This is a genomic window from Thermogemmatispora sp. (genome assembly GCF_042408735.1).
Lineage (GTDB): Bacteria > Chloroflexota > Ktedonobacteria > Ktedonobacterales > Ktedonobacteraceae > Thermogemmatispora.
This window is the reverse complement of the sequence record NZ_JBHOQV010000172.1, coordinates 1-19,260: the sequence shown is the minus strand read 5'-3', so window position 1 is coordinate 19,260 and position 19,260 is coordinate 1. Positions and strand designations below refer to the sequence as shown.

General features: G+C 59.7%; 17 protein-coding genes and 2 pseudogenes. 9 read left to right on the top strand and 10 right to left on the bottom strand.

From position 1 onward, the window contains the following. Positions 1 to 271, top strand: a pseudogene (locus tag ACFMO7_RS18825) (ABC transporter permease); the annotation flags it as partial. A gap of 132 nt (positions 272 to 403) precedes the next feature. Continuing rightward, positions 404 to 1,366: a D-ribose ABC transporter substrate-binding protein gene (locus tag ACFMO7_RS18820; protein ID WP_376797031.1), complete on the top strand. Its 963-nt coding sequence runs from the start codon at positions 404 to 406 to the stop codon at positions 1,364 to 1,366. Between the two features lie 447 nt (positions 1,367 to 1,813). Here ACFMO7_RS18820 and ACFMO7_RS18815 read toward each other — a convergent pair whose 3' ends face one another. Genes ACFMO7_RS18815 through ACFMO7_RS18795 form a run of 5 tightly spaced genes read right to left on the bottom strand, consistent with a single transcriptional unit; the run spans position 1,814 to position 7,124 of the window. Next, positions 1,814 to 3,526, bottom strand: coding sequence for an NAD(P)-dependent oxidoreductase (locus ACFMO7_RS18815; RefSeq protein WP_376797030.1), 1,713 nt, complete (start codon positions 3,524 to 3,526; stop codon positions 1,814 to 1,816). Next, complete coding sequence (locus ACFMO7_RS18810) at positions 3,519 to 4,178, bottom strand: cyclase family protein (protein WP_376797029.1); 660 nt, start codon at positions 4,176 to 4,178, stop codon at positions 3,519 to 3,521. Before ACFMO7_RS18810 ends, ACFMO7_RS18815 begins: the two co-directional genes overlap by 8 nt. 14 nt (positions 4,179 to 4,192) lie before the next feature. Further along, positions 4,193 to 5,251 carry a mevalonate kinase gene (mvk, locus tag ACFMO7_RS18805; RefSeq protein WP_376797028.1) on the bottom strand — a complete coding sequence of 353 codons (1,059 nt, stop codon included), beginning with the start codon at positions 5,249 to 5,251 and terminating at the stop codon, positions 4,193 to 4,195. 42 nt (positions 5,252 to 5,293) lie between these two features. Continuing rightward, the gene (locus ACFMO7_RS18800; RefSeq protein ID WP_376797027.1) at positions 5,294 to 6,079 is read right to left on the bottom strand and encodes an SDR family NAD(P)-dependent oxidoreductase; all 786 of its coding nucleotides are present in this window, start codon (positions 6,077 to 6,079) and stop codon (positions 5,294 to 5,296) included. Between the two features lie 25 nt (positions 6,080 to 6,104). After that, positions 6,105 to 7,124, bottom strand: coding sequence for a Gfo/Idh/MocA family protein (locus ACFMO7_RS18795; RefSeq protein ID WP_376797026.1), 1,020 nt, complete (start codon positions 7,122 to 7,124; stop codon positions 6,105 to 6,107). 476 nt (positions 7,125 to 7,600) lie between these two features. On the opposite strand from ACFMO7_RS18795, the gene ACFMO7_RS18790 reads away from it, so the two are divergent. The 7 genes from ACFMO7_RS18790 to ACFMO7_RS18760 all read left to right on the top strand — a co-directional run bounded on the left by ACFMO7_RS18790 (position 7,601) and on the right by ACFMO7_RS18760 (position 16,094). Then, on the top strand, positions 7,601 to 8,620 hold the full coding sequence (locus tag ACFMO7_RS18790) for a sugar ABC transporter substrate-binding protein (protein ID WP_376797025.1): 1,020 nt from the start codon (positions 7,601 to 7,603) through the stop codon (positions 8,618 to 8,620). 153 nt (positions 8,621 to 8,773) lie between these two features. After that, positions 8,774 to 10,255: a glycoside hydrolase family 140 protein gene (locus ACFMO7_RS18785; protein ID WP_376797024.1), complete on the top strand. Its 1,482-nt coding sequence runs from the start codon at positions 8,774 to 8,776 to the stop codon at positions 10,253 to 10,255. A 123-nt stretch (positions 10,256 to 10,378) separates the two neighbouring features. Continuing rightward, on the top strand, positions 10,379 to 11,539 hold the full coding sequence (locus ACFMO7_RS18780; RefSeq protein WP_376797023.1) for an ABC transporter permease: 1,161 nt from the start codon (positions 10,379 to 10,381) through the stop codon (positions 11,537 to 11,539). Continuing rightward, positions 11,536 to 13,059, top strand: a complete 1,524-nt coding sequence (locus tag ACFMO7_RS18775; RefSeq protein WP_376797022.1) for a sugar ABC transporter ATP-binding protein — start codon at positions 11,536 to 11,538, stop codon at positions 13,057 to 13,059. The genes ACFMO7_RS18780 and ACFMO7_RS18775 overlap by 4 nt, the downstream gene beginning before the upstream one ends. Next, positions 13,056 to 14,051 carry an ABC transporter permease gene (locus ACFMO7_RS18770; protein WP_376797021.1) on the top strand — a complete coding sequence of 332 codons (996 nt, stop codon included), beginning with the start codon at positions 13,056 to 13,058 and terminating at the stop codon, positions 14,049 to 14,051. Before ACFMO7_RS18775 ends, ACFMO7_RS18770 begins: the two co-directional genes overlap by 4 nt. 170 nt (positions 14,052 to 14,221) lie before the next feature. Beyond that, positions 14,222 to 14,983: a FadR/GntR family transcriptional regulator gene (locus ACFMO7_RS18765; RefSeq protein WP_376797020.1), complete on the top strand. Its 762-nt coding sequence runs from the start codon at positions 14,222 to 14,224 to the stop codon at positions 14,981 to 14,983. An 88-nt stretch (positions 14,984 to 15,071) separates the two neighbouring features. Further along, complete coding sequence (locus ACFMO7_RS18760; protein ID WP_376797019.1) at positions 15,072 to 16,094, top strand: zinc-binding alcohol dehydrogenase family protein; 1,023 nt, start codon at positions 15,072 to 15,074, stop codon at positions 16,092 to 16,094. Between the two features lie 496 nt (positions 16,095 to 16,590). Here ACFMO7_RS18760 and ACFMO7_RS18755 read toward each other — a convergent pair whose 3' ends face one another. The 5 genes and pseudogenes from ACFMO7_RS18755 to ACFMO7_RS18735 all read right to left on the bottom strand — a co-directional run. Then, positions 16,591 to 17,109: a class I SAM-dependent methyltransferase gene (locus tag ACFMO7_RS18755; protein WP_376797018.1), complete on the bottom strand. Its 519-nt coding sequence runs from the start codon at positions 17,107 to 17,109 to the stop codon at positions 16,591 to 16,593. Between the two features lie 74 nt (positions 17,110 to 17,183). Then, positions 17,184 to 17,762 (bottom strand): hypothetical protein, encoded by a 579-nt coding sequence (locus tag ACFMO7_RS18750; protein ID WP_376797017.1) that lies wholly within the window; start codon positions 17,760 to 17,762, stop codon positions 17,184 to 17,186. Then, on the bottom strand, positions 17,749 to 18,213 hold the full coding sequence (locus tag ACFMO7_RS18745; protein ID WP_376797016.1) for a helix-turn-helix domain-containing protein: 465 nt from the start codon (positions 18,211 to 18,213) through the stop codon (positions 17,749 to 17,751). Before ACFMO7_RS18745 ends, ACFMO7_RS18750 begins: the two co-directional genes overlap by 14 nt. 190 nt (positions 18,214 to 18,403) lie before the next feature. Beyond that, entirely contained in the window at positions 18,404 to 18,820 is a 417-nt protein-coding gene (locus ACFMO7_RS18740; protein ID WP_376797015.1) for a hypothetical protein, read from the bottom strand. Beyond that, positions 18,817 to 19,260, bottom strand: a pseudogene (locus ACFMO7_RS18735) (class I SAM-dependent methyltransferase); the annotation flags it as partial. The gene ACFMO7_RS18740 and the pseudogene ACFMO7_RS18735, both read right to left, overlap by 4 nt.

Sequence of the window (19,260 nt, the reverse complement as noted above, 5' to 3'; positions counted from 1 at the left end):
GCTGCAGGCGGCCCAGCCAGCCACGGGGGAGAGCTATGAATTGAATGCCATCGCGGCGGTGGTGTTGGGAGGAACCTCGCTCTTTGGCGGGCGAGGAACCATCCTGGGCAGCATCATCGGCGCGTTTGTGATAGGGGTCCTCAGCGATGGCCTGGTGCTGATCGGGGTCTCCGAATTCTGGCAGATGGTCATCAAAGGGGCCGTCATTGTGCTGGCGGTCATCATCGACCAGCTCCAGCAGCGATGGCAGAAGCGAATAGCCCTCGTCTAGGGACCAGTCAGCCGCAGGGGGTGAGAGAACTTTCAGGGAACTTTGTGTCATCAAACAGTGACACTTTCTTCACGCTCTGTTGTTTCTGCAAGAGGCACTCGACTCGACGAGGAGTCAGGAAGGAAAATGAGCATGTTGAGGCGAACACTTTCTCTTCTGTCTCTGCTCATTTTGATAAGCTGGGCTTTTGCTGCCTGTGGCAGCACTCAGGCGACTGGCAGTGCGTCAAGCGCAAAGAAGCTGATTGCGATCATCACCCCGGCTTACGACAATATTTTCTTCAAGGCGGAGGCCGATGCCGCCAACGCGCGCGCGAAGGCCCTGGGCTACGACACGCTAGTGGTCACACACGACGATGATGTCAACAAGCAGAACCAGCTCATCGATACGGCTATTGCCCGCCACGCAGCAGCTATCATTCTCGACAACGCTGGCGCCGATGCCAGCGTGGCCGCGGTGAGAAAAGCGAAGAACGCGGGGGTACCGGTCTTCCTAATCGATCGAGAGATCAATGCAACTGGCATTGCAGCCGCCCAGATTGTATCTAACAACTACCAGGGGGCAACTCTGGGCGCCCAGGAGTTCGTCAAGCTTCTCCACGAGAAGGGAAACTACGTTGAGCTGCTTGGCAAGCAGTCTGATAACAACGCCGCTATCCGCTCGCGCGGCTATCACGATGTCATCGACCAGTACCCACAGCTGAAGATGGTGGCCCAGCAGAGCGCCAACTGGGACCAGACTGAGGCCTTCCAGAAGATGCAGACCATTCTGCAGGCCCACCCTGATATCCAGGGGGTGATCTCGGGGAATGACACAATGGCCCTGGGAGCCTGGGCAGCTCTGCAGGCGGCTCACAAGACGAATGTCGTCGTCGTAGGCTTTGATGGGACACCAGAGGTAATCGCGTCCATCAAGCAAGGGGGGATTAAGGCGACAGTCTTGCAGCCCATTGTCCACATCGCTCAGCTTGCGGTTGACGAGGTAGACAAATATCTCAAAACTGGCTCTACAGGCCAGCCGGAGAAGCAGTCCATTGACTGTGTGCTCGTTACAGCTCAAAATGCTGATCAGTTTGGGATCTTCGGACCGAAGTAAGATCCTTCACTGGCTGGTGGGCCGAAGAGGCTTCTCAGTGGTGCTTACCAGTAATAGCGCCTCCTTTCAAAAACGGCTCCATCACTACTGGCCAGTTATTCCCCTCCACCGAAGCGACCTTTCTTGAGCTAACACGGGCAACTTCCTGGACAGGCGACCAATGTAACCGCGACTTCTTAAGGAGTCTGGTGGCCATGCCACTTCGAAGACGTCCTGTAGTAGGATCAATCATCCCCAGACAAGTGGGTTGTCCAGGAGACACTCGAACGGTGTTTCCCTGAGCACGACGGTGCTCAGGGAAACACTCTTAAACGGAAGATTCAGTCCAGGAGAAGTGCTGGCCGGATAGAGGCGTTTATCTAAAAATAAGATGCAAAAGTAATCTTCCGGTGACGGAGAGGTTCTCCCCGATTCAGGGGTGAGATGAGGTGGACAGAGGAGCTGTTCTCAAACGACGCGGAAGCAAGGCTCACCTCCAGCTAGCACACGCAAGACATTCTCTACAGTCACCTCTCCCAGCCGGCGCAGTCCCTCCAAAGTCTGGCCTGCACTATGGGGCGTGGCGATCACTGTCTCAAGCGTCAGCAGAGGATGGGGGCCAGGAGGTTCATGTTCAAAGACATCGCAGGCCGCTCCAGCAAGATGGCCAGAACGCAGCGCCTCTACCAGAGCTTCCTCATCGATTAGCTCCCCCCGGGCCGTATTGATCAGATACGCCCCAGGCTTCATGGATGCCAGCCTTTCGCGATTGATCAAGTGAAATGTCTCAGCAGTGAGCGGAACATGTAGGGAAACCACGTCGGACAACGATAATAGCTCATCAAGGGAGAGATAGTTGATCCCCCAGTTAGCGGCGAAAAGGTCGTCGTGATAGACATCGGCAGCTACTACCCGCATGCCGAATCCACGGACTCTGCGACAGACAGCCTTGCCAATGCGTCCTAAGCCAATCAGGCCACAGACCTTCCCGCGCAGTTCCATCCCCACACAGCGTGGCCACTGTCCCTGGCGCACAGCCCTATCGCCCTGCGGCACCCGACGCACGAGGGACAGGAGCAGGGCAAGTGTCATGTCTGCCACTGACTCAGCGATGACATCGCCAGCTATTGCCACGATGATCCCCTGGGTTCGTGCCGCTTCCAGATCGATATGTTCATAGCCGACGCCGTGTCGGGCAATGACGCGCAAGCGCCGTGCCTGAGCCAGCACACGCCCAGTAATTGGCTCCGTGCCAGCAATCATAGCATCCACATCACCGATGAGCGACAGTAGCTCTTCCTCTGTAGGAGGGCGGCCTGGCTGCAGCGTCACGAGTTCGCAGCCCGCCGCTTGGAGGCGAGCCACGGCCTCAGGGCAATGTGGACCGAAGGAGCGCGAAGTCACCAAGACGCGATAGTGGTGAGTCTTCTTTTCTCCCGCGCCCCTCGGGGGATCTGGCAAGGCAGCCGGCGCAGCCGGGTCGCCGTCAAAAGCGTGGGTCCCCTGCTCAAGGACTGACCGCAGGTGGGCCACATACGCAGCTAAGTCCGGTTCGCGGTGCAGGGCCTGGCCAAGCGGCAGAGAGGTTGCCCCGGCCTCGACTGCTGCCCAGCAGCTCTGGGTTTCCAGGCCTCCCGCAGCTTGCAGATCAACAGCGTAGCCACCTGTCTCGATCCATTGACGCACACGGCGCAGCCGTGGCAGCAGCAAGTCATTAAAGGTTCGCCCCCGCTCCCCCTCGCCGGTCACCCGACCCAGCAACAAGACAGCATCGAGCAAAGGAAGCACCCCCTCCAACACCTGCAGCGGCGTACCCAGGGCCAGACAAAGCCCAACCTTCAGACCATGCTCCCGCACCGTAAAGATTGCCTCATAAAGCAGCGGCGTGCGCTCCGCTGGCAAAAAAACCAGGTCCACGCCACATCTAGCTAGAGCCGGAATGAAGCGTAGAGGCTCCTCAACCGCCAGATGCACCTCGAATGGCAGCCGCGTCAGTTTGCGTAAAGCCGCGATCGTTTTGGGGGCGAAGCCGAGGTCCTCTACGAAATGGCCGTCAAAAACATCCAGGTGGAGAAAATCCAGCCCCGCTTCCTCCACACGGCGTAGCTCAGAGGCAAGCTGAGTATGATCAGCGTTGAAGAACGCGGAACCGAGACGCACTCGACCTTGGCCTTCACTCATCGCTCTCCTCAATCGCAATAGCTCGAACTGGACAGGCATCTAGACCACGCACCGGCAGTGGCAGGGCGATCAGATAAAAGTGCTGGTGGCGGATCTGCTCTAGATTGCAGAGGCATTCCAATACAGCGGCATCCTCCTTAAAGAGGCGTCTATGATTGGGGAAATGCGACACTCCTCGTACCTCGAAGCCGGAGCTATCCGTCCCCAGCAGCCGCATCTTGCGATCTGTGAGAAGCCACTCTAACGCCTCTTCACTCAGATAGGGGCGTTGATGTGACTGGCTCGTGCGATACTGATGGGCTCGCCCCTCCCAAAGGATCACATGCTCGCCAACCTGGATATCGCCAGCAGCCTGAAGCTCAGACAGCGTAATCGGTTCATTCACCTGCTTATGGCGAAAGTCCAGCCGGATGGCCGGCCCCATGAACAGGGCCAGAGGCAGATCTGCCGTATCCTTGCCATCGGCATAGAAGTGCAGCGGAACTTCAACATGGGTTCCTACATGCGACCAGAAATAGACGTCGCTCATGATATCCCCTGTTGCCCCGGTGCGCTTCAGGCGCGGCTTGACTTCCAGTTGGTACTGCTCCTGTCCGGGTAACAGAAGATGAGTCAAATCAACAACTCGTTTCTTGTGAAGGAGGTCTAGCATTACGATAAATCACCTCATTCCAGAGACATTGAAGGGTCAGAGAGAGGGTCTTTTTGCACAGAGACCCCAGGGACTGCCAGGGGAAGGACCATAGGTTGACCACCGGCATCGGCAAGCGCTTCCCGCACGGCCGGCAGACTGGCCTCCGTGACCAGGGCGAACATTACTCCGCCGCCACCTGAGCCAGAAAGCTTGGCGCCCAGGGCCCCAGCCCCGAGAGCAGCTTCGATCAGACGCTCCAATGCTGGGCATGACACTCCAATCCGCTCTAGAATCAATTGATTCAGATTCAGCAGATAGCCCAGACGTGGCCAATCGGCGGCTCGGAGGCAACCTTCCGCCAGCTCCACCAGCAGGCCAATTTCCTGGAAATAGTGAAGTCGGGTTGGCTGTTCTGCCAACCAGCTACGCACGCGAGCGTTCACTTCGCTGGTAGAGGCGCTGATCCCGCAGTGTCCGATCACCAGCGATGGCACCTGCACAGAAGAGAGAGGTTCCGCCTGACGTGCCAGGGTATAACGGATCACTCCGCCCCAGAGCGAGGTCTGTGTATCGAGGCCCGAAGCGGTGCCTCCGTGTGCCAGTACGTCCCCACGCCAGGCCCAGCCTGCAATGACCTCTGGCGAGCGAGACAGTCCAAGCAGCTCAGCCAGCGCCGCGGCCAGAGCTACGAAGATGGCGCCTCCGGATCCCAGGCCGGCGGATGGGGGGATCGCGCTGCTGAGGCGGATACGGAGTCCTGGAGGGAGCTGCTTCTCAACCGCAGCTAGCACATAAGCCGCAGGAGCGAAGAAGTGGCGTGCCACCAGGGCCTGGAGCCTCGCGTAGTCCTGATGCGCCAGCCAGCCATCAACTTGATAGGCAAGCTGGTGCAGATCTGCGCGACTCAAAAGGCAGGAACGCTGCTCTGGGCCATTCGTCTCAAAGAGGTATCCCTCGCCATCCGAAGGGGAGAGCGTGCAGGTCGCATACAGTCCCAGGCTGAGAGCCAGTGCAGCCTGGTTGCGGTTCACCGCATGCTCGCCGAGGAGGATAAGTTTGGCTGGAGCTGTGGCAGTAATCCTATATTTCATAGCATGCACCTTCTCCCTGCTGCTGCTCCCTTTCCTGGGCCCTCACCAGTGGCCTCCAGCCAGAAAGCCCCCATCGACATAAATGGCCTGGCCAGTGACATAGCGTGAGGCCTCAGAGGCGAGATAAATCAGTAGGCCGATCAAGTCGTCAGGTTCGCCAGGGCGCTTAATGGGAAGCCGCTCTAGCATCCAGGAGCGTCGACGAGGGTCATCCCAGAGAGGGACAGTCAGTCTCGTTGCCATGAACCCGGGACAGATGCAATTGACGCGGATATTGTAGGCGGCCAGCTCGATAGCGAGCGTTTTCGTCAGCTGTACAATGGCGGCTTTAGTTAAACCATAGACCGAGACCTCATTCAGGCCAATAGTGGATGTCAGAGAGCCGACGTTGATGATCTGGCCGCCGCCCTGGCGGATCATCTGAGGAGCAGCGGCCTGGCAGAGGAAATAAACGCTACGCAGATTAGTGCGCATGATCTGGTCATAGTCGGCAGGGCTGACCTCCAGAAAGGGCTGGCGCAGGTTGATGCCAGCGCAATTGACCAGGATATCCAGCCGTCCAAAGTGAGCGACCACGGCCTGAATAAGCTGTGGAAGGGCGGCCAGATCCTCTAGATCAGCAGAGAAGCTGGCCGCCTCCGTGCCACGCTCTTGCAGCTCCTGCCTTAGTCGCTCGAGGCGATCCTGTGCTCTTCCATTGAGGGCCACCTGAGCTCCGGCTATCGCCAGACCATGAGCCATCGCCCACCCGAGATCGCCACTTGCCCCTGTGATGAGAGCCACACGCCCAGCGAGCGAGAACAGTTCTTCAAGTGTTGCAGGATACATACCCGGTTACTTCCCTTCCCCCAGGCTAGGATAAGTGAACAGTGCAGCCTGTGCTGGCCGCCTCGTAGGCCGCAAAGACCAGGCGCATTGTTTTCAGGTTGTCGTCAGCCCGCGTCTCTGCCGGCGGGCCACCCCGCAGATCAGCCAGGATGTTGGCATTGCAGGGAACAATACTGGCCTGGACCAGCTCGTAGGCAGGGTCAGCCCAGGGATAACGCGGCGGAGGATAACGGCGCGCCAGCGTGCCCTCCGAGGTCGTGCGGCGAATCCAATAGTCCGGCCCTAGCTCCAGTGATCCCTCGCTCCCCTCGATCAGGACATAGGTCTCAGGGAAGCGCTCATGCTCCAGGCGGCTGGCATAGCTCAGCTCGCAGAGGCAGGTGACCTCTCCCATCCGCAACATGACAGTAGCAACATCCTCTCCCTTGATCTCAGGATTGACGCGGGCAGTCTGACAAGAAAGGCTCTGAGCCTCACCGAAGAGGAAGCGGGCAGTGTCGAGCAGATGACTACCAACATCCATCAGAATGAAGCGCTCCACCTCCTTTAGAAAAGGCTGGTTTGCGAAAACAGGAAAGCTGCAGCAGAATTGGAGACGAGCACGGAAAGGACGGCCAATGTTACCAGCAAGCAACTCTTGCTTGAGCTGACGCAGAGGACGCTGCCAGCGCCAGTTTTCATGAATAATCAGAGGAATACCAGCAGCGGCAGAGAGCGCAACCATGCGCTCGGCCTCCTCCAGGGTAGGGGCCATCGGTTTCTGGCAGATAGCAGCAACGCCGTAACGGGCAGCCAGTTCGACAAAGTGGGCGTGCGTTGCAGGATCGGTCACGATGTCCACAGCATCGGGACACTCTCGCTCTAAGAGCTGCTCAGCGTCATCATAAATGGCGGGGACGCCGAAGCGGGCAGCCAGAGCCTCAGCCTTGGAGCGAGTGCGATTGTAGAGGGCCACGACCTGGACGTCCGCCAGTTCCAGCCAGGCAGCAAGCTGGTAGCGAGCCCAAAAGCCGCAGCCCAGAAGGGCGAGCCGCAGAGCAGACATGGACCTCTCTCCTCATGACTGGTATGATGGAATACTATAATATAGAAGTGTGCAACTGTCAAGCGCCCCTCGCAGGTGGACCGTCGCGCGGAGATGATCATCCGAAAGGGACTTGACATTTAGACCATCGTCAGGCTATCGTATTACATATCGGTTACCTGACGTCCAGGGTAAGTTTGAGTCAGCCCGTTTTCATCCATCAAACTGGTATGATGGCATTCCATCATATTACCAGACTGAGCGTTAGCCGAACGCCGCTGTTGGGAGGTCATAGCGCTCGGTGTGTTTCGTTTTCCGCCATCCAGCGGGTAGTGATGCCTGCTGGAAGCTGCCCTCTGCTTTCCTCCGGTCTGGCAAGCCCGGAGTGAAGCGGCTTGTGGCCGAGATATTTTTCGGGCCGACCTCTTGCGTGCCTGAAAGGAGCATCAGCGATGACTGCGAGTCATGACCAGGTATTTCCACGAGGAACCCATCCAATGAAGGCTGCGCGACATCTCCTCCTCCTTGCTGTGCTCTTGCTCTGCTTGCTGCTATCAGCCTGTGGATCGACAAGCGCGGGCGGCAGTGGAGCCAAAAAGATCTGTTTCGCTTACCAGGACCTGGAAACCGAGTTCTGGGTAGCCGGACACACAGCGATTGTCAAGGCGCTCAAAGACAAAGGCATTCAAGTCATTGAGCGCAATGCTCATCAAGACCCCAATGTACAGCTGCAGCAGGTCCGCGACTGCATTAGCCAGCATGTCGATGGCATCATCATCATTCCCCAGGATGGGGCCAGCGCCATCACCATCATCGGAGAGGCGAACCGGGCCAACATTCCCATCGGCGTCTTCAATCGGCCTCCGGCGCCAGGCAATCCTAATCCGGCCCTCGTCGTCGTGGCCGATAACGAGGCTATCTCCGAGGCTACCGTTGAGTTTATGGCCCAGCAAGCGATGAAACTTCATCGTAAAGTTCACCCCTTGATCATGGTTGGCGATCTGGGGGATCCGAATGCCGTGGCGCGCAAGAAGGGCTTTGACACCGTCATTGCCCGTTATCCCAATCTCTTCTACAAGCCGGTTGAGGTTGCTACAAAGTGGGATGCGCCCACCGCTCTCGCTGGATTGCAAGACGCTATGCAGGCCAACCCCGATGTTGATTTTCTCTTTACTTCCTCCGATTTCCTTTATCCTCAGATCGAGTCAGTTCTCAAGCCTCTGGGCAAATGGAAGCCAATCGGTGATCCCAACCATGTCATCATGGGAGGCATTGATGGCGATTCCCGTGCCTGCGGTTTGATGCGCTCTCAATATGTCGATGCTACCGGGGTGCAGGATCTTTTCTATGAGGCCAATACGCTGCTGGCAGCCCTTCTCAAGGCCATCGACAATCATGAAAGCAAGCCTAACCAGGTGCTCATCGATAAGGGCTTTGCTTTGACTCAGGCCAACATGAGTACTCGGGCCAGGGACATGTGGGGCTGCGTCCTTCCACCCCCCCAGTCGGGCGTCTAACCAAGACTGCCTGCCCCAATTGGGGTACCTGTCCTGCCGTCCTCCCTCTCAGAGTGATCTCTCCTGCGTGGGGCTCAGGGAGGACGGCCTCCCCCGCTACTTCGGCTCTTTGTTTTTAGCGATATGGATGATTGCCACTAAGGAATAGCAGCCATGACTGACCTGCCATTCTTCCTCTCACGACACCTGAAGCGTCGCACCTTTGTGAAAGGGGCGACAGCTGCGGGCCTCAGCTTTGCTGCTCACGGCTGGCATGGATGGCGCAGACCTCGGCAGGCTCTGGCCACCAATGTCAGCCAGGCTGCTTCCTCTCGCCTGCCCCGCATCGGGGTCAGCGATGACGGACACTTCCTTATGACAGAGGACCAGCAACCCTTTTTCTGGCTGGCTGACACCGCCTGGGAGCTACTCCATCGCCTGACTCGCTCGGATATAGAGGCTTATCTGAACGTCCGCAGTCAGCAGGGCTTCAATGTGGTTCAGACGGTTATTTTGGCTGAGAACGATGGCCTGCATCAGCCTAATCGCGAAGGACAGCTTCCGCTGATCAACGATGATCCGACTCGCCCCAATGAAGCCTACTTCCAGTTCGTCGACGCTTTTGTTGAGCGTGCCCAGGACTATGGCCTGTATGTCGGCTTGTTACCCACCTGGGGGGATAAAGTGAATCAGTTGTGGGGAGTTGGACCCGTCGTCTTTAACCAGAACAACGCCTATAGCTACGGGCGCTTCCTTGGCGAGCGCTATCGCAATGCCACGAATATTCTCTGGATTCTGGGTGGTGATCGTCCTGCTGATGGCTATGAGGCGGTCTGGCGGAATATGGCCGCTGGCATCCGTGATGGAGTTGGTGGAGCTGTTTTTATGACCTATCACCCAACCGGAGGCCAGTCGTCTTCCCAGTGGTTTCAGAGTGATTCCTGGCTGACTATGAACATGCTGCAGTCAGGCCATAGTGCTCGCGATCTACCCAACTGGGGGATGATCGCCCATGATTACGGCCTGACTCCTGTCAAGCCCGTTCTCGATGGCGAGAATAACTACGAGGACCATCCGGTCAACTGGAATCCGAGCAATGGCTATTTTAGTGACTACGAGGTCCGTCGCCAGGCCTACCGTGCGGTTTTTGCTGGGGCCTGTGGCCACACCTACGGCAACCACTCTGTCTGGCAGTGCTTTCAACCCGGCTATGGTCCCATCTCTTATGCCATCTTTTATTGGTATCGCGTCCTCGATCATCCTGGAGCCGTGCAGATGCGCTATCTGCGCAATCTGATGCTCTCCCGCCCCTACTTTGGGCGAGTCCCAGATCAAAGCCTGGTGCTTTCTGGAGAGGGTGACGGCCCGTTCCATGTTCAGGCAACCCGTGCTACTGATGGCAGCTACGCCTTTGTCTATATTCCCGATCCGGTGCGCCGCGTGGTTATCGATGTTAGCAAAATTGCAGGTCCCGTAGCCCATGCCTGGTGGTATGATCCACGGACCGGCCAGGCCTCGGAGATCGGTAGTGTCAGCACCGGCGGCGAGCAGTCGTTCACGACGCCCGGCGATGGCCCTGACTGGATATTGGTGCTTGATGAACAGGCGCGCGCCTTCCCTGCTCCCGGCGACCTCCGCCAGGGAGGGCAGGCATGAAGAGGAAGCCTGAGCGGCGCCTGCTCTCCACCCGTGCCGGCGCCGGCCACATGGCTTGCCTCCCTATGCCTACCCCGAAGGTGCAGGCGGCCCCAGCGCTATTATGGACGGAGGATCACATCTATGGCCTTGCTTGAACAGAACGGAAAGCATCAGCGGTCACAGCGGCAGGAGCAGCCTCGGTTCCTGGCTCCCGCCGCCAGTGAGGGCGGGCCTCGGCTGTCTGGGCTGCTGGCGCTGACCTTCAGGCGTCTCTGGCGCCATCTCCTCCTTTCAGAGTATTTCGTTCTTTATATAACCTTAGCTTACTTTTTGGTCCTTTGGCCCATCATCCCGGACATCGCGTCACTCGATAACCTGAGCAATATTCTTTCGAATACGGGCCCTTTGCTATGTATCGCCATCGGCCAGACCTTTGTTCTGCTGGTGGCTGGTATCGACCTCTCGCAAGGGGCGATCGTGGGGCTGGCCAGTGTGATAGGGGCGATGCTCATGACGACGTCGCTCGATCCCAACCTGTTCAGTAAAAGCCCGTTCTGGGGCAGCTTGCTTGGGCCGCATGGCAGTCCACTCGCTGGCAGTCCGCTCTCTGTTCCTCTCGGCATTGCGGCTATGCTGCTTTCGGGAGCGCTGGTTGGTCTGTTGAACGGGGTGGCGGTAACACGCTTCCGCATGCCGCCGTTTATGGTGACCCTGGTGACGATGATTTTCTTTGATGCGCTGGCTATCTGGTTGACGAAATCGGAGACGATCATCTTTCTGCCGCGCAGCTTCACGGTTCTGGGTGATGGCGCCCTGGGCTTTGTGCCCTATGTGGTGCTGATTGCTCTGGGTTTGGCGCTCGCAGCGCATCTGCTATTGAGTCAGACTATCTTTGGGCGCCATCTTTATGCCATCGGTACCAATCTGCGTACAGCCATCGTCTCGGGGGTACCCACGCGCAGAGCCGTCACGCTGGCCTATGTAATCAGTGGCTTCTGTGCCGGCCTCTCCTCGGTGCTCTACACGGCGCGCCTGCAGACGGGCAATCCGACCCTGGGCGACAACATTTTGCTCGATGTGATCGGGGCGACCGTCATTGGTGGGACCAGCCTCTTTGGCGGCAAGGGGAAAATCGTCTGGACGATCTTCGGTGTCCTCTTTTTCGTCCTGCTGGACAATAGTCTGAACCTCCTTAGCCTGTCGTTCTACACCGTGACAGCAGTTAAAGGGGCCTTCATCGTCTTGGCCGCCTTGCTCAATGTCACGCGCGTGCGTTTTCTAGAGAGGAGCACGGGCAAATGAGCGAGCAAAAACCGTTGTTAGAGGCTCGTGGAATAGAGAAGAGTTTCTTCGGAGTCAAGGTGCTGCATAAGATAAGCTTTAGCCTGAGCGAAGGCCAGGTGCTGGGAGTGATTGGCGAGAATGGGGCTGGCAAGTCGACGCTGATGAACATTCTCGGAGGTGTGGTGCAGGCTGACGCTGGCGAGCTGCTTTTAGCAGGAGAGCCTTTTGCACCTCGTACACCCAGAGATGCGATGCAGCAGGGCATCGCCTTTATTCATCAAGAGCTCAACCTCTTTACCAACTTGACCATTACCGAGAACATCTTTATCAATGGTTTCCCGCGCTTACCTTTCTTCCCAGTGTTAATCGACGGGCGCAAGGCGCGCTCGCAGGTCAGGAAGCTGCTCTCACTGGTCGACCTGAAGGTCTCCCCTGATACGCTGGTCGAGCGTCTCTCCCCTGGCGAACGCCAGCTCGTGGAGATTGCACGAGCCCTGAATTCTGATGCTCGTGTGATCATCTTTGATGAGCCAACGACCTCCCTGACAGCTCGCGAGACCGAGCGGCTCTTCACCCTATTGGAGCGCCTTAAGGCCCAGGGAAAGGCGATCATCTACATCTCTCATATCCTGGAGGAGGTGGAGCGCCTCTGTGACAAGGTGTTGATCTTGCGCGACGGTGAGCAGGTCTGCACAGCCTGTCGCGGTGAATTGAAGATCCCCGAGATGATCTCATTGATGGTCGGGCGGACACTAGAGCAACTTTATCCACCGCGTTCCAGCCGCCCAACATCGGAAACAGTATTGGAGGTACGCGGACTCTCCCAGAGTGGTATTGTGGCCGATATCAATTTCGCCTTGCATCGCGGCGAGGTACTGGGTCTCTTTGGCCTGATGGGCTCAGGTCGCACCGAGCTGGCCCGTATGATCTTTGGACTCGATCCTTTTGAGCGCGGTGAGATTTTGCTTCGCGGCAAACCATTGGTCCGACACTCCCCCAGTGGGAGTATTCGTCAGGGCCTGGGCTTTGTAACAGAGAATCGCCGCGAGGAGGGCCTGCTGATGGAGATCTCGGTTACCGAGAACATGGCGCTGGTCTCACTGCCGCGCTACACGCGCTCCCTATTGCGCCTGATTGATCGAGTGCGTCTGTACAAGGCTGTGGACAATCTGGTACGCCTGCTGCAAATCAGGGGCGGTTTAGCTGAGCGCACGCCGGTCAAGAGCTTGAGCGGTGGCAATCAGCAAAAGGTTGTTATTGGAAAGTGGCTGCTCGCTCAGCCAGCGGTTTTAATTCTGGATGAGCCGACACGCGGTGTCGATGTGGGGGCACGCTACGAGCTATATACCCTGATTAACGAGCTGGCTGCTCAGGGTACGGCCATCCTGATGATCTCCTCGGAGATCGAGGAGCTGATCGGCATGTGCGATCGCATCCTGGTCATGGGGAATGGCGAGATCCTGGCCAGCTTCGAGCGAGACGAATTTGATCAAGAACGCATTCTGCGCTCTGCCTTTCGGGAGAAGGTGCTGTCATGAGTAAGAGCCTTGTTCGCTGGATGATGTTGTTTTTGCAAAATATGCCCTTCATCTTGCTCATTACCGTGGTACTGATTTTCAGCATCCTATCACCACGATTCTTTACCTACAAGAACTTCGAGAACGTACTGACCCAGGCCTCCTACATTGGCATTGTGGGAGTTGGCATGACGTTTGTCTTGCTCACTGGAGGGGTGGATCTTTCTGTTGGCTCGACGATGTACCTGTCCGCGACGATTACAGGAACCTATCTGCTGGGCAATGGCCTGCCGCTCTGGCTGGCGGTGCCAGCGACGCTCGTTGTGGGCATGCTGGTTGGCTCAGTCAACGCCTTTGCCGTTACCTATTTACGCATAGTTCCATTTATTGTGACGCTAGGCACTCTAGCTTTGATGCGCGGCCTGGCTCTCTCAATCACGCAATCGGCGGATGTAACCTTTCCAGCGAGCATCACTGATCTGGGCTCTCACCGTCTCTTTGGTTTCGTGCCCCTGCCAATTGCGATCTTTGCTGTGGTAGTGCTGGTGGCCTGGCTCATCTTGACGCGGACTACTTTTGGACGGCAGATCTATGCGGTAGGTAACGATAGTGAGGGGGCTAAGAAGGCTGGTATCAATGTGGGCTTTATCCTGGCCAGTGTTTACGTGATCTGCGGCGCCTGCGCAGCACTGGGCGGTCTTGTGTCTGTGGCCCAGTTTGGCGTCGCTAATGCCGGCTTCGGTCAGCATGAGGAATTCAACGCCATCGCGGTGGCTGTGTTGGGAGGAACCAGCCTTTTCGGGGGCCGCGGCAGTGTCTTTCCAGGCACCGTTGTGGGCACAATTCTGGTGCAGCTGGTGACCTCTGGCTTGATCTTCACGCGCGTCGACATCTATCTGCAGCCTTTGGTTTATGCAGCTATCATCTTTCTAGCAGTTCTGCTCGATAGCCTGCGTACGATCCAACTTGAGCGGCTGGAGCGGCGAACGATTCGGGTGGAGAAGGCTGCCTAGGACTCGCTCCTTACGGCGCGTGAAACGAAGCGAGCTGGCTTCTGCCTGCGTCGACAGAAGCCAGTCGAAGGGGTATAATAGGGACGCCATTAGAGCGTTCTTGCAGTACGGCTAGTTCTTCCTCGATACAGAGGAAACATCGGCAAGAGGAACAGTCTGGATAAGCTACCATGAGTATGGACCACCTCCAACAACTGCGTCCTCCGGTACGGGCAGCGCGGCTTTCCGACCAAGTGGCTGCGCAGCTTCAGGCCCTGGTGATAGAAGGAGCCTTTAAGCCTGGGGAAAAGCTACCATCCGAGCGAGAACTGTGCGAGCTTCTGGGTGTGAGCCGCACAGTAGTGCGCGAGGCCATTCGTGCTCTGGTCGTCAAGGGCTTGCTAGAGGTACGACCTGGCGGTGGCATGGCGGTGCGTGCCCCTGATACGGCGCTCGTTTCAGAGCTGATGAGTATGATGCTGCGCACTGGTAACAAGGAGATCGCCTTTGCCCATGTCCAGGAGGTGCGCCGCCTGCTGGAGGTAGAAATTGCCGGCCTCGCGGCTGAGCGTCGCGATGAGGAGGACTTAGGGCGCATGGAAGCGCAGCTTCGTGCTATGGTGGAATTCGAACACGATCCACAGCGCTGGGCAGAGGCCGACGTGGCCTTTCATGCTGCCATCGCTACAGCGACCCATAATCCCCTCTATCCCATTCTCCTTGGAACCATCTCTGATCTGCTGATGGAGGTACGCCTCACGGGCGTCTCGCTCCCCGGTACTCCTCAACGAGCACAGCGCTATCACGTGCCAATTTTCGAGCGCATTAAGGCTGGAGACCGCATTGGGGCCCGCAAGGCGATGCTGGATCATTTGCGTGAGTCCGAGGAAACCTTTCAAAAGGCCAGGATTCGGCTGCTCCAGATCCAACATTCTCCCTCCGTATCTTCCTGAGAGGGCTCGGGATCTTGTTGCAGCGGCGATTGTTGCGGCTGAGTTCTTCTCCTTCTTTCTAGCGAGCTGGAGAGAAAGCGGGGGTTTTATGCGTGCTTTTCTGACAACGGGCGTGCGTCAGATGCGTTTGGTCGAGCTACCCAGACCAGAGCCTGGACCGGGTCAGGCCTTGATCCGTGTGGAGGCGGTGGGATTGTGCGGTTCCGATCTGCATATTTATACAGGTGATCATCCCTATACTCGCTACCCACAGACGCAGGGACATGAGTTTGCAGGAACGATCGTGGCCTTTGGTGAGGATTATCATGGCCCGCTGCGTATCGGAGAGCGGGTAGCGGTCGAGCCACTCATTGGCTGCGGGCGCTGTTATCCTTGCCGTAACGGACGGCCCAATTGTTGCACCAACCTCGTAGTCCTGGGAGTGCAGGCTCCGGGAGCTCTGGCTGAGTTTATCGCTGTGAGCACGAGCCAGCTCTATCCGGTAGGAGAACTAGATGCCGAGCTGGCAGCTCTGGCTGAGCCGCTCTCGATTGGAGTTCAGGCTGTCACTCGCGCTCAGGTGCATGCTGGTGAGCAAGTGCTGATCTTCGGTGCAGGCCCAATTGGGCAGGCGGTCCTGCTGGCTTGCAAGGCGCGGGGGGCATCAACGATGATCGTGGATCGTCTGGGCAGTCGCCTGGAGCTGGCAGGCAGGCTTGGCGCCGATCAGGTGGCCCTGGCCCAGGAGGAGACCCTGGCCGATCGCCTGCTGAGCTGGACGGGCGGAGATGGGCCGGCGGTGATCTTTGAGGCGACGGGGGTGCCAGCTGTGATTCGCCAGGCCGTCGAGCTGGTGGCCAGCGCAGGGCGCATTGTGATTATCGGCCTCTCGAATCAGGAGGTCGCTCTGCCGGTGGTGGAGTTCACACGCAAGGAGCTAACGATCCTGGGGTCACGCAATAACGCTGGGGTCTTTGCTCAGGCTGTGGCATTGCTGCAGAAGCAGCCTGAGCATGTGCGCGCGCTGATTACCCACCGCTTTCCCTTTGAGGAAACACAGACGGCTCTGGAGTTCGCTCTCGCGTATCCCGATGCGGTTGAGAAGGTGATCATTAAGGTCGCGCAGTCCTGAGTTAGCGAATCTCTCACCACTGTGTTCTCCTTCTGAGCCTCCCATCCTATCCAGCGTGGAGCCGGAGCGGGAGAGGAGCAGGATCGCTGACCCGCTCTTCTCTCGCCGGCTGTCGAGCAGAGCAAGAGGACAACCTGGCCTGGAATGGCGGAGCTGCCGGCCCCTGGTCTGGGCAAGGCTGTGAGCTGTTGGGCTTGCGCTCTTGCGCTTAGCGCTCCCTACAGATCGAGCAGGCGCATCCCAAGGCCCAGGTCTTGAGGCCATACTCGCCAGCGCTGGGGATTTATGGGCATGTATTACCGGGGATGCAACGGGAGGCCCTGCAGCGAATGGAGCAATTGCTGAGGAGAGAGCAGGAATAGGGCTGTCAGAAGAGCTGTCAGGAGGGCTATGAAGGGGTCCTCCACGGGAGGAGAGCCGCGGAGGCGGCTCTGGAAGAGGGAGCGGGAGACGGGACTCGAACCCGCGACAGCCTGCTTGGAAGCTGGGCTGGTGGTCAGGGGGGGTCCGTCTCTGTCTGCCGGATGAGGCCGCCGGGCTTGAGGAGGCGGTGGCACTCGGCTAGCAGCCTCGGCCAGGCCGCCGGCAGCATGAAGCCAGACAGCAGCCGCCCGTTGATCAGGTCGAAGGAGCCGTCCGGAAAGTCGAGCGGCTCCATGACATCCATGACCTGGAAGTGGACCTGCTCCAGGCCACGCGAGCGAGCCTGGGCGGTAGCATACTCGACCACCGCTGGGCTGAGGTCGACGCCCAGGAGGGTAGCCCGCGGGAAGCAGAAGGCCAGCTCCAACAGCCAGCCGCCTGGCCCACAGGCCAGGTCCAGCACCCGGCCCGCTTCGGGCAGCCCGATGCCCTCCTCGGGCAAGAGGCCTCCCATCGCCTCGGTGAGCAGCCGATCCTGCTGCATCAACCGCGCCAGCTCCCCAGCGTTCTCTGCGTCGATGATGTAGGTCGAGCGTCCGCGCTGGGGTGGGCGGACCGGACCGGACGGGCTATCCCTTCCAACAGGAGGCATGACGGTCTCCTTTCTCATCTGCTCTGCGGTGCTCTGCTCTCATCACCGCAGAACACCGCACTAGACTGCAGAGCTCACCCGACCGGCTCCGCGTCGGCGTCGCTACGGGGCAGGGGCCAGGCTGAGCCGACGGGCAACAGGGGCAGGCGGCCCGCTCGCTCAGCGTCGAGGACCTGCCGGATGAGCGTGGCATGGTCCAGAAAGAGCTGCTGCTGCTGCAGGGCAACCACCGGAAGCACCTCCAGGCCCAGCACGCTGCTCTCGGGGCCAGGCCGGGCGGCCTGCACGAGCAGGGGCAGGTCGGCCTCCACCAGGTACACCAGCGAGAGGACTTGCGCACGCTCGGCCAGGGGAGGGGCGGCCAGGAAGCGCGGGTCCCGGGCAGGCTGGTCCAGGCCGAAGAGGCCGCCCAGGCGCCAGGAGCGCAGGCCGGCCCGGAGGAGGCCCCAGGTGGTGCTCTCCAGGCCGAGTTCCTCGCGCAGGGCCCGCAGGAGGCCGGCGGCTGCCGGTTCCCCCCAGCAGAGGTTCTCACCGAGCAGGGCCAGCACCCCCTCTTGCTGGCGCTGAATGAGGGCCACGTGCTGCCGAGCAGCGTCGACGAAGAGCAGGTCCAGCCCGATGGCCCAGCGGGCGTCCTGGTCACGAAGCGGCATGGGCCTCCTCCTGTCGGGTGCGGGCTGAGGAGATCCTCTCCGGCGCTGGTGGGGGTCCCTGCCGCCAGCGGGCCAGCAGGCGTTCAGCGGCCACCTGCGCGTCGGCGGGACACTGCTGCCAGGGAACGGCCTCCAGCAAGCGCTTGCTGGAGCGGCGAATCCCCAGGGCGAAGCGGGCGCGATGCAGACGCTGAGCAATACAGCTGGGACTGACCCCCAGTGCGGTGGCGATGGCTCCGACCCGCCAGCCCTGCCGGCGCAGGAGCAACACGAGCCAGTCCGTCGGGCGCAGCCGCGCTGCAGGGGAGGGAGCCGGCCTGGCAGGCGTCTCGGGCGGCAGGACCTGCAGGCCGGCCGCGGCCGGAGGGGCCAGCCGCCCCTGCCCCTGGTCGAGAGCGGCAGAGACCCCACCCGGTCCGCCAGGGTGGGGTGGCGTCAGCGGTCGAGACATGGGACAAGATGATCCTCCTTTCTGAGGTGGTGCTCATGGAGAGAAGCCCGGTATGCCCAGGCAGGCAGAGAAACAGCCAGCCAGCCAGCCAGCAGCGAGCCACCTGCACGGCTGCCGCGGCCAGGGCAGGGCAGGCAGAGTCGGTCGCGCCAGGCCAGCGGCTCCACGACCGCCGCAGGAGCCTGGGCGCCTAGCCGTCGTCCCAGCCGAAGACGGCAGCCAGCCTCTCGAGCGCGGGGCGCCAGCGCTCCCGCAGCTCCGGCTGCGCCCGAATGCCCTGCAGCACCTGCCGCAAGCTGTCCAGCTCCTCGGGCGAGAGGCTCAGCCCCCCCTGCCCGCCCGGCGGGAGCGAGAGCGCGAGCAGCCGTGCCAGCAGGGCCTGGCTCTGGCGCAACCGCTCGTTGCGCTCCGTGGTCGGCAGCTGTTGCTGAAAGGCCGCCTGCCGATACCCCTCCAGCACGGCCCGCAGGGCGGCCGCCTGCTCGGCGGTGAGAGGCAGCCATCTCCTGGCGAAACCGGAACCGGAACTGGAACCGGCCCCCGAGGAGGGGATGCCTGGGCCAGCAGGGGGAGAGGCAGCATGGGCCCGCTGCTCACCAGGCTTCATGGCTGGGGCCTCCGGCCATAGGCGGCATGGAAGACATAGCGCGCCTGCAGGCGTTCCCACTCCTGGGCCGCCTCACGCAGCATCGTGTCAAAGGTCTCTGGGGGCGTCTTCGTCCGAGCGCAGTACGACTCCTTGAGCGCCTCCAGCCCATGCAGCACATCGGTCAGCAGCAAGTGCCCGGTGGCCCCGGCCCAACGACCGAGCGGGACCGGGATGTCCTGGCTGACGACGTCGAGGCAGCCGGCCTGCGTGAGCAGCTCACCCAGTCGACGCAGGACCTCCATCTCAAAGCCCAACTGCCGACTGATGCTGGTGAACCAGTCCAGCAGGCGACGAGTGGCCGGTCCGGCAGGCTGGATGACATCGCTGAGTTCCAACAATTCGATCCAGCCGCCCGGGCGCGTCACCCGGACCAGCTCCTGGATGACGGTGGGCCAGGC

What these genes read in the sequence shown, in the direction of transcription:
- ACFMO7_RS18820 (WP_376797031.1), top strand. Translation starts at nt 404, where the DNA reads ATGTTGAGGCGAACACTTTCTCTTCTGTCTCTGCTCATTTTGATAAGC.
- ACFMO7_RS18815 (WP_376797030.1), bottom strand. Translation starts at nt 3,526, where the DNA reads ATGAGTGAAGGCCAAGGTCGAGTGCGTCTCGGTTCCGCGTTCTTCAAC.
- ACFMO7_RS18810 (WP_376797029.1), bottom strand. Translation starts at nt 4,178, where the DNA reads ATGCTAGACCTCCTTCACAAGAAACGAGTTGTTGATTTGACTCATCTT.
- mvk (WP_376797028.1), bottom strand. Translation starts at nt 5,251, where the DNA reads ATGAAATATAGGATTACTGCCACAGCTCCAGCCAAACTTATCCTCCTC.
- ACFMO7_RS18800 (WP_376797027.1), bottom strand. Translation starts at nt 6,079, where the DNA reads ATGTATCCTGCAACACTTGAAGAACTGTTCTCGCTCGCTGGGCGTGTG.
- ACFMO7_RS18795 (WP_376797026.1), bottom strand. Translation starts at nt 7,124, where the DNA reads ATGTCTGCTCTGCGGCTCGCCCTTCTGGGCTGCGGCTTTTGGGCTCGC.
- ACFMO7_RS18790 (WP_376797025.1), top strand. Translation starts at nt 7,601, where the DNA reads ATGAAGGCTGCGCGACATCTCCTCCTCCTTGCTGTGCTCTTGCTCTGC.
- ACFMO7_RS18785 (WP_376797024.1), top strand. Translation starts at nt 8,774, where the DNA reads ATGACTGACCTGCCATTCTTCCTCTCACGACACCTGAAGCGTCGCACC.
- ACFMO7_RS18780 (WP_376797023.1), top strand. Translation starts at nt 10,379, where the DNA reads ATGGCCTTGCTTGAACAGAACGGAAAGCATCAGCGGTCACAGCGGCAG.
- ACFMO7_RS18775 (WP_376797022.1), top strand. Translation starts at nt 11,536, where the DNA reads ATGAGCGAGCAAAAACCGTTGTTAGAGGCTCGTGGAATAGAGAAGAGT.
- ACFMO7_RS18770 (WP_376797021.1), top strand. Translation starts at nt 13,056, where the DNA reads ATGAGTAAGAGCCTTGTTCGCTGGATGATGTTGTTTTTGCAAAATATG.
- ACFMO7_RS18765 (WP_376797020.1), top strand. Translation starts at nt 14,222, where the DNA reads ATGAGTATGGACCACCTCCAACAACTGCGTCCTCCGGTACGGGCAGCG.
- ACFMO7_RS18760 (WP_376797019.1), top strand. Translation starts at nt 15,072, where the DNA reads ATGCGTGCTTTTCTGACAACGGGCGTGCGTCAGATGCGTTTGGTCGAG.
- ACFMO7_RS18755 (WP_376797018.1), bottom strand. Translation starts at nt 17,109, where the DNA reads ATGCCTCCTGTTGGAAGGGATAGCCCGTCCGGTCCGGTCCGCCCACCC.
- ACFMO7_RS18750 (WP_376797017.1), bottom strand. Translation starts at nt 17,762, where the DNA reads ATGCCGCTTCGTGACCAGGACGCCCGCTGGGCCATCGGGCTGGACCTG.
- ACFMO7_RS18745 (WP_376797016.1), bottom strand. Translation starts at nt 18,213, where the DNA reads ATGTCTCGACCGCTGACGCCACCCCACCCTGGCGGACCGGGTGGGGTC.
- ACFMO7_RS18740 (WP_376797015.1), bottom strand. Translation starts at nt 18,820, where the DNA reads ATGAAGCCTGGTGAGCAGCGGGCCCATGCTGCCTCTCCCCCTGCTGGC.